The organism is Paenibacillus sp. FSL H8-0122, from assembly GCF_038005345.1.
Classification (GTDB): domain Bacteria; phylum Bacillota; class Bacilli; order Paenibacillales; family Paenibacillaceae; genus Paenibacillus_AQ.
Genome location: NZ_JBBOTB010000001.1, coordinates 4,534,311 through 4,550,169, shown reverse-complemented (window position 1 = coordinate 4,550,169; position 15,859 = coordinate 4,534,311). Strand labels below are relative to the sequence as shown.

The following is a 15,859-nucleotide window of genomic DNA, read 5'->3' as shown; positions in this document are numbered from 1 at the left end:
AAGGCCCGTGCTGAAATAGCACGGGCCCTTTTCTGGCCTGAGGACGGGCAGCTGTTTTGCGCTTGACGGAAGATAAGCTGAGATTTATAATTGCCTTAATTCATGTTATCAGCGTTGACAAAGATATGAACCGTTTGCTTTGGACCGTTTCAGAGAGAGGAAGCCTCAGGCTGCAACTTCCTCCGGTACCGGTATTGGTTTACCCCTTTGTAGCTGCGGTTATGAACTCCTGAGAGTTTCCATATTATGGAATCTTAATGGATAGTAAGAACCGCCGGTTCATGACCGTTATCCCCATGCTAACGAAGGATTATATTCTGCAGTGAAGCTGAAGCATAGGCAGCAATTGCAAGGATAGATCGAATTTGGGTGGAATCACGGGTGCAATCACTCGTCCCTTTGCGGGACGGGTGTTTTTTGTGTGAAGAGTTCAGCGAAGTATAGCCCAACAAACCTTAGGAGGAAGTAATCATGTCAGTAAATATTAAGCTTCCGGACGGATCGGTCCGGGAATACGCAGACGGCAGCAGCATTGAGGATGTAGCCGCCTCTATCAGCAGCGGACTGCGCAAGAACGCCGCAGCAGGCAAGCTCAACGGGATTGTCGTAGACCTGTCAACACCGCTGCAGGAAGGCGATCTGGTAGAGATAGTAACTCTGGATTCGCCGGAAGGTCTCGAAGTGATGCGCCACAGTACAGCTCACCTGATGGCGCAGGCAGTAAGACGCCTGTTCGGCACCAAGGAAGTGAAGCTTGGAGTAGGTCCTGTAATCGAAGACGGCTTCTATTATGATATGGACCTGGAGCATCCGCTCAATCCCGAGGATCTGCTGAAGATCGAGAAGGAAATGGACCGCATCGTCTCGGAGAATCTGCCGATTGTCCGCCATGAGGTCAGCCGGGGGGAAGCACTGGAGCGCTTCGGCGAGCTGGGTGATCCTTACAAGCTGGAGCTGATTGAAGCTCTGCCGGAAGACAGTGTCATCACTATCTATGAGCAGGGCGAATTCTTTGACCTCTGCCGTGGGCCGCATTTGCCGTCTACGGCCAAGATCAAGGTATTCAAACTGATGAATGTGGCCGGGGCTTACTGGCGCGGGGACAGCAAGAACAAGATGCTGCAGCGTGTCTACGGCACAGCCTGGATCAAGAAGGCACAGCTGGATGAGCATCTGCGCCTGCTGGAGGAAGCGAAGAAGCGCGACCACCGGAAGCTGGGCAAGGAGCTGGAGATTTTCACCTTCAACCAGTTAGTTGGACAGGGCCTGCCGATCTGGCTGCCTAAGGGTGCGAAGCTGCGCAGTATTCTGGAGCGTTATATTGTCGATCTGGAAGCAAGCCTCGGATACCAGCATGTCTACACTCCTGTACTCGGGAACGTAGAGCTGTACAAGACTTCCGGCCACTGGGAGCACTACCAGGAAGATATGTTCCCTAAGATGACTATCGATAACGAAGAGTTCGTGCTGCGCCCGATGAACTGCCCGCATCATATGATGATCTACAAGAGCTCGATGCACAGCTACCGCGATCTGCCGATCCGTATTGCCGAGCTCGGGATTCAGCACCGTTATGAAATGTCGGGAGCCTTGACAGGTCTGCACCGTGTGCGTTCCATGACGCTGAATGATTCGCATATTTTCTGCCGTCTGGACCAGATCAAGAGCGAGTTCATCCGCGTGCTGGAATTAATTAAGCAGGTATACAGTGACTTCGGGATTGAAGATTACCGGTTCCGCCTCTCTTACCGTGATCCTAAGGATACTGAGAAATATTATGCCAACGACGAGATGTGGGAGACGGCACAGCGTATGCTGCGTGAGGTAGTCGAAGAAGCCGGTCTGCCGTTCTACGAAGCCGAAGGCGAAGCGGCCTTCTATGGTCCGAAGCTTGATGTGCAGATTAAGACTGTACTCGGTAAAGAAGAGACACTCTCGACCGTACAGATTGACTTCCTGCTGCCGGAGCGCTTTGAGCTGGAATATGTCGGCGACGACGGCCAGAAGCACCGCCCGGTGGTCCTGCACCGCGGGATTCTGGGAACGATGGAACGGTTCGTAGCCTTCCTGCTGGAGAACTTTGCCGGTTCACTGCCGCTGTGGCTGTCTCCGCAGCAGGTGAAGATTATCCCGGTCTCGTCAGCCTTCGATGAATATGCGAAGGAAGTAGAAGCGAAGCTGCTGAAGAGCGGCATCCGTGCGGAAGTGGACTTACGCAATGAGAAGATGGGCTACAAGATCCGTGAAGCTCAGCTCGAGAAGCTGCCATACATGTTCGTTGTCGGCGAGAACGAGATGAATGCGGGCAGCGTATCGATCCGCAAACGCGGCGAAGGCGACATCGGCGCCCGTCCGCTGCAGGAAGCCATTGATTCGCTTGCCCAGGAAATTGCCGGACGTGTAATCTAATTCATTCTGCTCACTGAACCTCTGTTATAAGCCTCATGAGACCGCTATGGCGCGGTGTCATGTATAAAGTTTTGTGAATCGGGAAACCCTCGTACTATGGGGAGGGTTTAACTAATGAACAAAATGGGCTTATACCAGAGGTTTTGGTGTCTTTTCGTCACGATCGTCCTTATGCTGACCGCTGCCGGGATCTTCCCGGACTACGCGCGGAAGTCAGTCCAGGCGAGAGGGATGGAGGACACTGCAGGGCAGCATGGAAGCAGCATACAGAAGCAGTCACCCGTTGATCGTCAGCAGACAGGCTCAGCATCCCGTCTTGGAGGCTCTTCAAGAGCCGCACAGCCGGATGCCGCAGACAAAGCTGCTAAGCCAGAGGTACAGGCAGCTAAGCCTAAGAATGCTGTCAAAGCACCCGGCTCGGTACCGGTAGCCGCTCCGGCTCCAGAGCAGATTATCACCTCGCTGAAAGTAATGGCGACCGGCTATACAGCCGGATACGAATCCACAGGCAAGACCGCGAAGCATCCGGAGTACGGGATTACGTATTCAGGAGTGAAGGTACGGCGGGACAAGAATGCGGTATCCACGATTGCAGCGGACCCGAAGGTACTGCCGCTGGGAAGTATTTTATATATACCGGGTTACGGATATGGCATTGTGGCCGATACCGGATCGGCAATCAAAGGGCGCAAGATCGATCTCTACTTCAGCACCACCAAGCAGGTCTACAAAGAATGGGGCAAGAAGTCAGTCGTGGTTCAAGTGATTAAGCGCGGCGACGGCAAATGCACAGAAAGTATGCTGAAGAGCCTTGGCCACGCCATTCAGACTTATAATGCGGTTCCGCAATATTTGCTGGAAGAAGCTATTTAGAGGTTGCTCACGCCGGTCAAACCGGAGTTTGAATTTATTTTCACGTGAGCATGCATAATACAGCGGTCTGCTTCCCATAATATCGACTGGAGCAAATACTTGCTTCTTCCGATACAATAGGGAGGTGATTCTCGTGGCTAATTCCAAGAAACCAAAGGTACAAGAAAATTTCAAAACACCAAATGAAAAATACAATGCAGAGTTCGCTGTTGAAAATGACGGTGCTACTAAGCAAAGCAGCAATTCTATGACCAAACCGGCTCAGAAACCGCAGCAGTAATGCTGGGTTCCCGGTAAGCTCCTGAAGCAACAAGCTGTCCTGCCATGTCCGGATTACGGGCTGGAGGGCAGCTTTTTTAATAGAATTTATATATTTTGGGTTATTTTATACAGCTACAATCTTACTTAATATTCCAGCTCTCTCGGTCTGGAGACGGAGATACGGTTCCTTCTTACGCCGCTGTTCTCCGCCGCATTCTTCCTGTAGACTAAGGTTATAAATGTTTACTAAGGAAGAGTTGTATTTACGACAAGGGGGATGACATTATGAAACGAAGGTTCACCAGCCAGGTACTCGGAGGCCTGCTCCTTATCGGTCTTGGGGGAATGTTCCTGCTCCGGCAAATGGGCTACACGGATTTCAGTCTGGGTTCACTGATCTCCACCTATTGGCCGGTTATTCTGATCGTGATGGGAATCAAACGGTTTTTGGCTCCGGATGAGGAGCACTCCAGATTCTCGGCAACACTCGGCGGGTTCATCTATCTGGCCATCGGGGTGTTTTTCCTGGGAAGGAATTTAGACTGGTTTTACTACTCGGCAAGCGATTTCTTCAAAATGCTGATTCCGCTCATGCTGATCGGCGGCGGATTATCCGTCATCTTCAGGCCGCGGCCGGGTACTCCGCCTATACCTCCGGCACCGCCTTCACCGCCGGGCTACTACCCGCCTGGACCCGGCAAGAGTCCGCTGGATACAACGCCGCCCGCTCCGCTGGAATCTACGCTCGATCAGCAGTTCGAGCAGAAATTCGGCAAGCCCGCTGGCAGCGAGGACCGGAACTGGAACGATTATCTGCATAAGGGTGAGGAGGACTCAGACGGTAACCCGCTGCATGCCTCGTCAGATACCCGCTGGCAGGAGAAGCAAGAGCGGCAGGAGCGCAGACGCCAGGAGCGTCAGGAACGGCATGCCCGCCGTCACGGCGAATGGCATGAGGAGTTTCAGGATTCCGGGCATGATAAGGATGCGACGAACCGTTCGGCTTTTATCGGCGATGTGCATATGGGCAAGGAACATTTTCAACTGAAGCGGACCAACATTTCGCAGTTCATCGGGGATACGGTGCTGGATCTGACCAATGCGCAGATTCCTTACGGCGAGACCAAGATTAATATCTCTGCTTTTGTCGGCGATATTAAAGTGTACATTCCAGACGATATGGATCTGGGTGTGGCTGTGACCGGCAGCTCGTTCATCGGTGACATGCAGGTGCTGGAGCAGTCGCGCAGCGGGTTCATGAGCAATGTACAATGCAAGACACCATATTACAAGGAATCCGGCAAGAAGGTCCGTATCAATGTCAGCTGCTTCATCGGCGACGTTAAAGTGAAAACGGTGGGTTAAATGGGGATCTTCAGTAATACCAAGTGGATGCTGCTGGTGTATTTCCTGCTGAGCGGCGGGGTAACGGCGGGGCTGATGTATGCCGGGACATGTCTGGGCTATATTCAGGTGGTGGATACCCGGATGTGGATCTACCTGTGTCTGGGCATTGTATTGTTCACAGTCATCATCGGCTACATCGCCGGTCAGCGGATTCAGCGGCGGATCGATCATCTGGATCTGAATATGCTGCAGGTGGCCAAGGGGAATATGTCGGTGCGGATGCCGGAGAGCGAGGACCAGTCTTTCGCACGTGTCTACCACGAGTTCAACATCATGATGGATACGGTGGAGAAGAAGATGAAGCGGCTCCAGCAGCTCGGAGAGCAGGAAGTGATCGAGAAGGAACAGGCAGCGGAGAGCGCGGTACTGGAAGAGCGCAGGCGTATGGCCCGGGATCTGCATGATACGGTGAGCCAGCAGCTGTTCGCTATTCACATGTCAGCCTCTTCGCTGCCTAAAGTGCTTGAGCGCAGCGCAGAGCACGGGCAGACGGTGATGGATCAGCTGATCAGCATGTCCCAGATGGCACAGAAGCAGATGAGGGCGCTGATCGCACAGCTGCGTCCGGTGGAGCTGGAGGGGCGCAATCTGTTCGAGGCACTGGAGAAGTGGTTCCCGGATTACTGCCGTCAGAACGGGCTCAAAGGGGTGAAGGAGCTCGAGCTTCAGGGTGAGCTGTCCGAAGCGATTGAGCATCAGCTGTTCCTGATTATTCAGGAGTCGATGGCGAATATCGTGAAGCATGCCGGTGCACGGGTGGTCAGTCTGTCCCTGCGGGAGGTGCCGCGCCAGGTGGTGCTGAGCATCAGCGATGACGGTCAGGGCTTCGAGCATGTGCAGCACAAGCAAGGCTCCTACGGGCTCACGACCATGCGTGAGCGTGCCGAGAAGCTCGGCGGTCAGGTCGAGATTATCAGCCGCAGGGGAGCGGGAACGACGATCCGTGTACATATTCCAAAGTTTGTCCAAGAGACTGAGGCCGATTCTGAAGAGGCTTGATGTGCTCTTGCTGTGATGAAGCCGGGGCCGAATCATGCTTACACAATATTAGGGGGAGTACAGAATGAGTCTCGTAAAAGTACTGCTTGTAGATGATCACGATATGGTGAGGATGGGCCTCAAAACCTATCTGATGCTGGAGCCGATGTTTGAAGTGATTGGAGAAGCAGCCAACGGGCATGAAGCGCTGGCGATGCTGCGTGAGCTGGGACAGGAGGCGCTGCCGGATCTGGTGCTGATGGATCTGATGATGCCGGTAATGAACGGGGCTGAGACTACCCGCGCGGTCCTGGCCGAATTCCCCGGGCTCAAAATTGTCATCCTTACCAGCTTCCTGGAGGACGATCTGGTGGTTGATGCGATTGAAGCCGGGGCTGTCAGCTATGTGCTCAAGACGGTCTCGGCAGAAGAGCTGATCTACGCACTGCAAGGCGCCTATCGCGGCATGCCGGTGATGACCGGTGATGTGTCGCAGGCGCTGACGCGCGGTATCCGCCAGCGCACGGTCCAGGGCGACTCCTCCGGCTTGACCGAGCGGGAGAAGGAAGTGCTGCTGCTGATCGCTGAGGGCAAGACGAATAAGGATATCGGCGAGGAGCTGCATATCAGCATCAAGACCGTGAAGACCCATGTCAGCAACCTGCTGATGAAATGTGAGCTGGACGACCGCACCCAGCTGGCGATCTACGCCCACCGCAAGGGCTGGGCGCAGGGGTAGCATTTGCAGGCTTTTTGACTGAATCTAATGATCTATTGAACCGATAAGGAGGCTATCCGAATAGCAAACGCTAATTTGATGAAGGAAATTAACCTGAATCATGTGCGCCAGGTGATGAAACGTATGGAGACGGCTACAAAACCCCAGCTGGCTGCACGGACCAAGCTAAGCGTAGTAACTGTGAACTCATTAGTTAAGGAGCTGTCCGAGTTAGGGGAGTTGTTTGAAGACTTGGTGGTGCCTTCCAACGGGGGAAGACCCGCACAGACCTATCGCTTTAATTACGATTTCAGCCTCGCGTTGGTGATGTACGTGACAGAAAAAGCGGGAAAGGTCCTGATCTCCGCCACAGTTATCAATTTGAAGGACGATATTCTGATGAAGGATGAGCATATCATCCCGGTTTTCGAAAGAGATTATTGCTATACAATCATTGAACATGCCCTGAGCCAGTACCCTTCCATCAAGGTCATTGGCATAGGTATTCCGGGACAGGCGGTAAACGGTGAAATTAAAGTCAGCAGTCTCCGGGAACTGACGGGCTCCAGGTTGATAGAAGAGATTGAATCCCGGTTTGGACTGCCTATCCTGGTGGAGAATGATGTGAATGCTGCGATCAGCGGATATTGCATGAAGCATAGCGAAGGCGAAGAGCAATATTTACTGGGTCTCTACTTTCCGAACGGGTACCCGCCGGGTATGGGGATCTACCTGCACGGCAGCATCCTGAAAGGAAATCAGGGGATGTCAGGAGAGGTAAAGTTCCTTCCCGATATGCCTGAGTGGAGCCTGGAGATGACCCCGGACATATTCATAGCTGCAACCTGCAGGATCTTACAGACGGTGAATGCTGTTCTGGCCCCGGATAGAATTGTCATCTATCAGGACAGAGTGGAGGATTCCGTCTGGACATCGGCCTGGACAGCCTATCAGCTTCAGCACCCCATGCCTGTTTATCCGGAAGTCGTCTTACAGCATACCTTTCAGGAAGATTTCGAGAACGGTTTGCGCAGGCTGACCCTGAAGGAGCTAGAGCCGGAGCCCGTTTAGACCTAACGTGCGAAGAACCCTTGTTAACTACAGGGGTTTTTTGTTGTTTTCTGGATATGTAAAACCGCTTCTTGACAACAAACAAGAGAGAGAACATACTTAGTATATATACTTTATAAAGTTTATTTATTAAGTGGTTTTAGGAGGAGAATCTTTGTCTATGTATTTTTTAATTATTATTTATCTGGCTTTTATTAGTCTGGGACTTCCCGATTCTTTACTTGGCTCTGCGTGGCCTGTGATCTGGCCGGAGATGGGTTCATCGCTTGGATCGGCGGGAATCATCTCGATGATTATTGCCGGAGGGACCATCGTGTCCAGTCTGTTCAGTAATATAATAGTCAAGCGCTTGGGGACAGGACGAATAACTCTTGTCAGTTGCCTCGTAACCGCCGCTTCATTGTTCGGATTCTCCATGTCGCCATCCGTGTTGTGGTTCATAGTAATGGCCGTTCCGCTAGGTCTTGGGGCAGGTGCAGTGGACGCGGCACTGAATCATTATGTGGCCGAACATTACAAGGCTCATCATATGAGCTGGCTGCACTGCTTCTGGGGCGTAGGCGCGACACTGGGACCCATGATTATGGCAGTCAATCTCGTACACGCCCAGTCCTGGAGAGGGGGATATGCGGTTGTGGCCTTCATTCAGTTCGGGTTCGCCTTGATTCTGTTAGTGACGCTTCCGTTATGGAACAAGGTTGCTGCCACGCGGGAGCCTCAGCTTCCCGCAGCGCTTAGCGGCAAGCTTCCGGATGAAGCAGCTGTGAATCTTAAGCCGCAGGCGAACACCATCCGCTTGCGGGGCGTTAAGCCTACCCTGTTGACGTTCTTGTTGTACTGCGGAATAGAAGCAATGGTTGGACTGTGGGGCGCCAGTTATCTGGTAGGCGCAAGGGGAGTGGCGCCAGATACAGCAGCGGCTTGGATCTCCGTATACTACGCGGGCATTACAGTTGGCAGGCTGATTACCGGCTTCATCACGTTAAAAGTCCATAACCGCCTTCTTATCCGTTACGGTCAATTGGTGACCATCGCAGGCGGGGCTGTTCTTGTATTGCCGTTCGATCCGGCCCTCTCACTTGCAGGAATGATATTGATTGGTCTGGGCCTCGCACCGATTTATCCGGGTCTCCTGCATGAGACGCCGGCCCGGTTCGGCAAGGAGAATTCAGCCCGCTTAATCGGGTATCAGATGGCGGTAGCCTACACGGGGACAACGTTAATTCCGCCGTTATTCGGGCTTTTATCCGTGCGCACCAGCATTGCCGTATTCCCCTTTGCTGTACTTGCGCTACTGATCTTCATGTTCTGCAGTGCAGAGCGGGTGAACCGGCTGCTGGGCCAATCCATTTTAGGGAGGGAATAAACTGATGGCTTATATTCTTATATGCGCAATCATCTGGCTGGCCGCCTACTTTCATATGGCAGCATTCAAAGAACCTATGGAAGTGAAGCCTATCCGTACGGTAGAAGATCTGTTTGATTAATCAACTATTTATCATCGTCTGGGTATCTTTTATCTCCGCTTAAATTGTTTTTAATGTGACCTTAAGGTTTACAGTACAAAATAAGGACATCAAAACAAATAACACTTTGCCTGACACGGCAAGGCGCGGGAGGAAAGTAAACATGGACGATAACAAAAACAACTTCAATCGTGAGAACAACTACAATCGTGATCATGAACCGGGACCGGATCGTGAATGGGACAATAATCATAATGATACTGATAACAGCACTAATTCATCCGCAGAAGGCGGCTCCTACTACTATTCTTACGGACCTTTCAAATCGATGAACAATGATGAGATGAACGGCAATGACCCGCAGCATTATAACCGCCGCGAACCCGAACGGGTAGAGGTTACGCCGCCACAGCCGGTGAAGTCCTTACCGTATAACACATCGCTCCGCACTACCGGCAATGACGGGAACGGCGGACGCGGCGGCAATCCTCCAGAGGGGGGCAACGGCTGGCAGTATAACCGTAAACCGAAGAAGCCGGTGAAAGCGGTACTGGTATCTTTTCTCGCCGGAATGGTGGTCTTATCAGGCTCCATGTTCATGGCAGACCGGGGGAACTGGTTCACCGGAGGCCAGGAGGCAGCCACGGTTGCAACGAATCCGGCAGGGAAGACGGCTAGCGGCAATGCCAACATTACACCTTCCACTTCTGCAGCGGCGCTGGTTACCGGCTCAGGAGATGTATCCGGCGTAGTTGAAGGGGTAGGGCCGGCAGTCGTCAAAATTGAGACACTGGTGAAATCAAATAACTCGCGGAATAGAAGCAGCAGCCCGAATATGAGTGATCCGTTCTCACAGTTCTTCTTCGGGGATCAATTCGGCGGAGGAGGTTCCGGCTCGAATAATTCGGAATCCCAGCAGGGCTCGAATAATTCTTCTCCGCAGCTTACACCTTACGGTATTGGTACAGGCTTCATCTATGATTCGAACGGTTATATACTGACCAACCAGCACGTGGTAGATGGTGCCGATGTCATTCAGGTTACCGTAGACGGCACCTCCAAGACTTATGAAGCGAAGCTGCTGGGCTCCAGCAAGGATCTCGATCTCGCCGTACTGAAGATTGAAGGCTCGGACTTCCCGTCTGTGGCGCTTGGCGATTCCGACAGCATCAAGGTCGGCTCAGAGGTCGTGGCGATCGGGAACCCGCAGGGCTTCGACCATACGGTGACAACCGGAGTGCTTAGCGCCAGAGGCCGCAGCATCGATATCAACGAAGAAGACGGCAGCGGCGTGAAGACCTACAAAAATCTGCTGCAGACTGACGCCTCCATTAACCCGGGGAACTCCGGCGGACCGCTGCTCAACATGAACGGCCAGGTCATTGGTATGAACGTTGCAGTAAGCAGAGACGCTCAGGGTATCGGCTTTGCCATTCCGGTAAATACCATAAAAGGCGTAGTAGATAAGCTTGAAGCCAATCAGGAAATTCCGAAGGAACCGGTACCATTCATTGGGGCTACTCTGATGACAATTACCGATGAAGTTGCCAAGCAAATGGGAACCACGATTAAAGAAGGATCTGTAGTAGCTGAAATTGTCTTTAAATCTCCTGCTTATACAGCGGATCTGCGTCCTTACGATATCATTACAGGAATTGACGGAAAGAGCTACGCTACCAGCCAGGATCTGATCACTTACATCCAGACGCTTAAAGTAGGCGATAAGGCGACACTGAATGTGGTCCGTGACGGTAAGAAGCTGGATCTGCCGGTAACGATCGGCAACAAGAATGATTTCGAGACCACGCAGACTCAGAAGCAATAAGCACATCATGCGGTGGGCGTTAGAGCGGAAGGGGCAACCCTTCCGCTCTGTGCTGTTCGTGTACGGATGCGGAGAGACGGGTGCATCTGATACAATAGAGATATATGAATGAGACAATGGGGGCTGCCGGATGCGACCGAATATACTGATAATTGATGATGATGAGAAAATAACCTCTATGCTCCGCCGGGGGCTGGCTTTTGAGGGCTATGATGTCAAGACCGCGTCCAACGGGGCAGACGGGCTGCGTGCCGTTCTGAACAGTGATCCCGATGTGGTCATTCTGGACGTTATGATGCCCCAGGTCGACGGGTTCGAGGTCTGCCGCCGTCTGCGGGAGGGCGGAAGCAGTGTTCCAGTGCTGATGCTGACGGCCAAGGATGAAATCGAGCACCGGGTGAAGGGGCTGGACCTCGGCGCGGATGACTATCTGGTGAAGCCGTTTGCCCTGGAGGAGCTGCTGGCCAGAGTCCGGGCGCTGCTCCGGCGCAAAAGCGAGCAGGGCGGAAGCCCGGATCAGGCGGTCACCTATGAGGATATTACGCTGGATGTGGATTCCCGGGAAGTGACCCGCGCCGGACGGCGTCTGGAGCTGACGGCGAAGGAATTCGAGCTGCTGCATCTGTTCATGCAGAATCCGAAGCGGGTGCTCTCCCGCGATCTCATCATGGATAAGATCTGGGGCTACGATTACAGCGGGGAATCGAATGTCCTGGAGGTATATATTGCCATGCTGCGCCAGAAGACGGAGGAGCATGGCGGCAAACGACTGATTCAGACGATCCGGGGAGCCGGTTACATCCTAAGAGGTGACTAATATGTCCATACGACTGCGGCTGACTGCCTGGTACTCGGGGATTCTTGCCGTTATGCTGCTGGTCTTGTCCGGCGTGATCTACGCGTTTGTCTATATTAATACGTACGGCGATTTGAAAAGCCGGCTCCTGAGCCAGTCTCATCAGGTTGAACTGAAGCAGGGGCTGACCTCTGACGGTACGCTGCAGCCGATTTTAGGCGGACCTGCGGGCCAAAGCCTGTTCGCCCAGATGTACATCTATGATCTGGACAGACTGATCCCCAGTCCGAACATGACCGAGATCAGCTTGAAGTTCAAGGTTCCCGCCAAGGAGGATCTCCCCGGACAGGAGGGATTCCTGCAAGCCAGCTATGGCGGCAATCCTTTTCTGATTTATCAGAAGGGCTTTGACATTAATCTTAATAACAGCAGTTTTCCTGCTGTCCTTCAGGTTGCTGTGTATACGGGTGAGCAGGTCACCCTGCTGAACCGGCTGAAGAATATTCTGCTGGCCGGCTCCTTCGCTACATTGCTCGCAGCCTTCACCTTCGGCCTCTTCCTGGCCCGTAAGGCGATGAGTCCGATTGGCAAGGTCATTGAAGCTGCGAACGGGATACAGACGGGAACTGACCTCAGCTCGCGGATCGTATATGACGGTCCGCAGGATGAGATCGGGCGGCTGATTGAGACGGTGAACAGTATGCTTGGGCGCATGGAGGGCTTCTATACAGGGCTGGAGGAGGCCTACGCCACGCAGCGCCGCTTTGTCTCGGATGCTTCGCATGAGCTGCGGACACCGCTTACAACCATCCGCGGGAATATCGATCTGCTGCAAAAGGTCTGGGAGATGAAGCCGGATGACAGCCGGATGTCCGAGGCGGATATCCGCCAGCTCTCGCTTGAATCGGTGAAGGATATCGCTGATGAAGCGGCACGCATGAGCCGTCTGGTAGCGGATATGCTCTCCCTGGCCCGGGCGGATACCGGCCGGACCTTCGAGATCGAGCCGGTGGCGCTGGAGCCGATGATGACTGAGGTAGCCCGCCGGGCGTCCTTCCTGACGCGCGAAGCGGAGTGGTCTGTCGGTGAGATGGGCCATCTGAACGGTAAGTATATCCTGGGTAATAAGGATTATCTGCAGCAGATGATGTTCATTTTCATTGACAATGCTTTCAAATACACCCCGGCCGGTGAGGTAGCGCTGGATGCCTTACTGTATCAGAATCAGGTGGGAATCCGCATTGCCGATACGGGAATCGGGATGGACAAAGATGAGGTGCCGCATATCTTCGACCGCTTCTACCGCGCAGATGAATCCAGAGGAATTACGGAAGGCATCGGGCTCGGACTGTCCATTGCCAAATGGATTATTGAGGAGCACGGAGGCTCTGTTGAGGTGGTTACCCGTCAGGGGGAAGGGACGACCTTTGTGATCTGGCTGCCGCTTCTCTTTGCCCCGCCGCTGGAATAGGGTATAATTGAGTAGCTCCTATTACAGCAGTCATTGACAGCAGAAAGCGGTGAATTCATGGAAGTCATCAAAATCTCTCCCCGGGGTTATTGCTATGGCGTCGTCGATGCTATGGTAATGGCACGGCAGGCTGCGCAGAATCTGGATCTGCCCCGGCCGATTTATATACTGGGCATGATTGTGCATAACAGCCATGTCACGAACTCCTTTGAGGACGACGGAATTATTACGCTGGACGGGCATAACCGTCTGGATATTCTAGATAAGGTGGACAAGGGCACAGTTATTTTCACTGCGCACGGCGTATCTCCCGAGGTACGCAAGATGGCACGGGCCAAAGGGCTGACTACGGTGGATGCTACCTGTCCGGATGTAACGAAGACGCATGACCTCATCAAGGAGAAGGTTGAAGAGGGCTGTGAGATTATTTATATCGGCAAGAAAGGCCATCCCGAGCCGGAGGGGGCGGTGGGCATTGCTCCTGAGCATGTCCATCTGATTGAGAAGGAGGAGGACATTGCCGGCCTGAGAATTCCTCCTTCACGTATTGTCATTACGAACCAGACTACTATGAGCCAGTGGGATATCAAGCATATTATGCGCAAGCTGCTGGAGACCTTCCCTGGTGCCGAAGTTCATAATGAGATTTGTATGGCTACGCAAGTGCGGCAGGAAGCTGTCGCTGAGCAGGCGGGCCAGTGTGAGCTGGTTATTGTGGTCGGTGATCCGCGCAGCAATAACTCCAACCGCTTGGCGCAGGTATCAGAGGAGATCGCGGGAGTTACGGCTTACCGGATCGCTGACGTCTCCGAGTTGAATACGGAGTGGCTGAAGGGAATTACCAAGGTAGGCGTGACTTCCGGCGCTTCTACGCCGACGCCGATCACCAAGGAAGTCATTAATTATCTGGAGCAGTATGACGAAGCGAAGCCGGAGACCTGGGAGATCAAGCGCACGGTCAATATGGCGAAGCTTCTGCCGCCGGTGAAGAATAAGACGGCCAGCACCAGCTGACAGGTCTGAATAACAATAACGATGAACTCATAGCGGTTACCCGGCAGTGCGGCCTGAGAGGGCTGTGCTGCTTTTTTGTAGTGTGGACTGGATACAATTTACATAAAACGGGGGAATAACGGTTGACGGAAAGGGGAATATGCGTTAAAATCACTTTAGTGCTTAAAAGCGTACACGCGTCGTAGCGAGATAGTATATCAGAGGATTAGCAGTGTGCCGGTCTATCTTACAACACTAATACGGGTCCAAAAGGGGAGCTATAATATGATCGTTATTACATCCAACCAAACACCTCAGGAACAGGTGAATGAGATTATTGCCGTGATTGAGAAGGAAGGCTTGCAGGTCCATCTCTCTGTAGGCGCTGACCATACCGTAATCGGACTGATCGGGGGCGTCACTCCGAAGCTTGCCGAGCATCTTCGTCAGATGAAGGGCGTGGAGAATGTAGTTAAGATTACCAAATCCTATAAGCTGGCGAGCCGCGACTTCCATCCAGAAGATACGGTTATCGATATCCGCGGAGTAAAGATCGGCGGAGAGAATATGGTCATTATGGGCGGTCCGTGTGCCGTGGAATCTCCGGAGCAGATCGATGAGATTGCCCGGCTGGTTAAGGCTTCCGGCGGCCAGGTACTGCGCGGAGGTGCCTTCAAGCCGCGTACCGGACCTTACAGCTTCCAAGGGGTTGGCGTGGAAGGGCTGACAATGATGGCTGAAGCCGGCAAACGTCACGGCCTGCTGACTATTACTGAGGTCATGACGCCGGAATACGTGGATATCTGTGCCGAGCATGCGGATATTCTGCAGGTAGGTACACGCAACATGCAGAACTTTGACCTGCTGCGCAAGCTGGGGACTTGCGGCCGTCCTGTGCTGCTGAAGCGCGGGTTCAGTGCGACCTATGATGAGCTGCTGAATGCGGCAGAATACATTCTCGCCGGGGGCAACCGGGATGTCATGCTGTGCGAGCGCGGCATCCGTACCTTCGAGACTTACACGCGTAATACGCTGGATCTGTCGGCCATTCCTGTGCTGCAGAATCTCAGCCATCTTCCTGTGATCTCTGACCCGAGCCACGGTACTGGACGCCGTGAACTGGTAGCCCCTATGGCCAAGGCCTCGGTTGCTGCCGGAGCCAACGGTCTGATCATCGAGATGCATACCGACCCCGATAACTCCATGACCGGTGACGGCGTTCAGTCCCTGTTCCCTGAGCAATTCGACAGCCTGCTGCGGGATCTGGAGAAGCTGGCACCGCTGGTGGGCCGCAAGTTCTCTCCGTCACTGGAGGCTGCGCCTGTAGTATGAGTGTCAACGTATAAATGACTATTGAACAGCTCTCTTCTCCCGTTTCAGGATGGGGGATGAGGGCTGTTTTTGCTGCATTTTTATTGAACATGGGACAAAGGTGACATGGAATCCGGATGAATTTGGTATTTTCACCAAAGCGTCAGAATATCTTACATTGTCGCAAGAAATACCTGACATAAGCATTGACGATGTTAGGTATGCGATTTATAATGACGACAGCAAAAAAATAAAAACAAGAACATTTGATACGATGAGC

13 protein-coding genes are annotated in these 15,859 nt (G+C 53.0%); all 13 read left to right on the top strand.

Annotated features, from left to right (window positions below; translation table 11 throughout):
* Positions 1–471: 471 nt before the first annotated feature.
* Entirely contained in the window at positions 472–2,409 is a 1,938-nt protein-coding gene (gene thrS / locus NSS64_RS19675) for a threonine--tRNA ligase (protein WP_341141236.1), read from the top strand.
* 171 nt (positions 2,410–2,580) lie between these two features.
* Positions 2,581–3,282 (top strand): 3D domain-containing protein, encoded by a 702-nt coding sequence (locus tag NSS64_RS19670; protein ID WP_445667845.1) that lies wholly within the window; start codon positions 2,581–2,583, stop codon positions 3,280–3,282.
* Between the two features lie 133 nt (positions 3,283–3,415).
* On the top strand, positions 3,416–3,562 hold the full coding sequence (locus NSS64_RS19665) for a hypothetical protein (RefSeq protein WP_156949683.1): 147 nt from the start codon (positions 3,416–3,418) through the stop codon (positions 3,560–3,562).
* Between the two features lie 266 nt (positions 3,563–3,828).
* On the top strand, positions 3,829–4,908 hold the full coding sequence (liaF, locus tag NSS64_RS19660) for a cell wall-active antibiotics response protein LiaF (protein WP_341141234.1): 1,080 nt from the start codon (positions 3,829–3,831) through the stop codon (positions 4,906–4,908).
* Positions 4,909–5,949 (top strand): sensor histidine kinase, encoded by a 1,041-nt coding sequence (locus NSS64_RS19655; protein ID WP_340991925.1) that lies wholly within the window; start codon positions 4,909–4,911, stop codon positions 5,947–5,949.
* Between the two features lie 64 nt (positions 5,950–6,013).
* Positions 6,014–6,667 carry a response regulator transcription factor gene (locus tag NSS64_RS19650; RefSeq protein ID WP_341141233.1) on the top strand — a complete coding sequence of 218 codons (654 nt, stop codon included), beginning with the start codon at positions 6,014–6,016 and terminating at the stop codon, positions 6,665–6,667.
* A gap of 54 nt (positions 6,668–6,721) precedes the next feature.
* Complete coding sequence (locus NSS64_RS19645) at positions 6,722–7,717, top strand: ROK family protein (protein WP_341142849.1); 996 nt, start codon at positions 6,722–6,724, stop codon at positions 7,715–7,717.
* 160 nt (positions 7,718–7,877) lie between these two features.
* On the top strand, positions 7,878–9,083 hold the full coding sequence (locus NSS64_RS19640) for an MFS transporter (RefSeq protein WP_445667804.1): 1,206 nt from the start codon (positions 7,878–7,880) through the stop codon (positions 9,081–9,083).
* Between the two features lie 263 nt (positions 9,084–9,346).
* Positions 9,347–11,008: a S1C family serine protease gene (locus tag NSS64_RS19635; RefSeq protein WP_341141231.1), complete on the top strand. Its 1,662-nt coding sequence runs from the start codon at positions 9,347–9,349 to the stop codon at positions 11,006–11,008.
* A gap of 130 nt (positions 11,009–11,138) precedes the next feature.
* Positions 11,139–11,825, top strand: a complete 687-nt coding sequence (locus NSS64_RS19630; protein ID WP_036722376.1) for a response regulator transcription factor — start codon at positions 11,139–11,141, stop codon at positions 11,823–11,825.
* A gap of 1 nt (position 11,826) precedes the next feature.
* Complete coding sequence (locus NSS64_RS19625; RefSeq protein ID WP_340942551.1) at positions 11,827–13,275, top strand: sensor histidine kinase; 1,449 nt, start codon at positions 11,827–11,829, stop codon at positions 13,273–13,275.
* A gap of 57 nt (positions 13,276–13,332) precedes the next feature.
* Complete coding sequence (locus tag NSS64_RS19620) at positions 13,333–14,289, top strand: 4-hydroxy-3-methylbut-2-enyl diphosphate reductase (RefSeq protein WP_340944648.1); 957 nt, start codon at positions 13,333–13,335, stop codon at positions 14,287–14,289.
* Between the two features lie 264 nt (positions 14,290–14,553).
* Positions 14,554–15,600 (top strand): 3-deoxy-7-phosphoheptulonate synthase, encoded by a 1,047-nt coding sequence (aroF, locus tag NSS64_RS19615; RefSeq protein WP_341141230.1) that lies wholly within the window; start codon positions 14,554–14,556, stop codon positions 15,598–15,600.
* Positions 15,601–15,859: the final 259 nt, after the last annotated feature.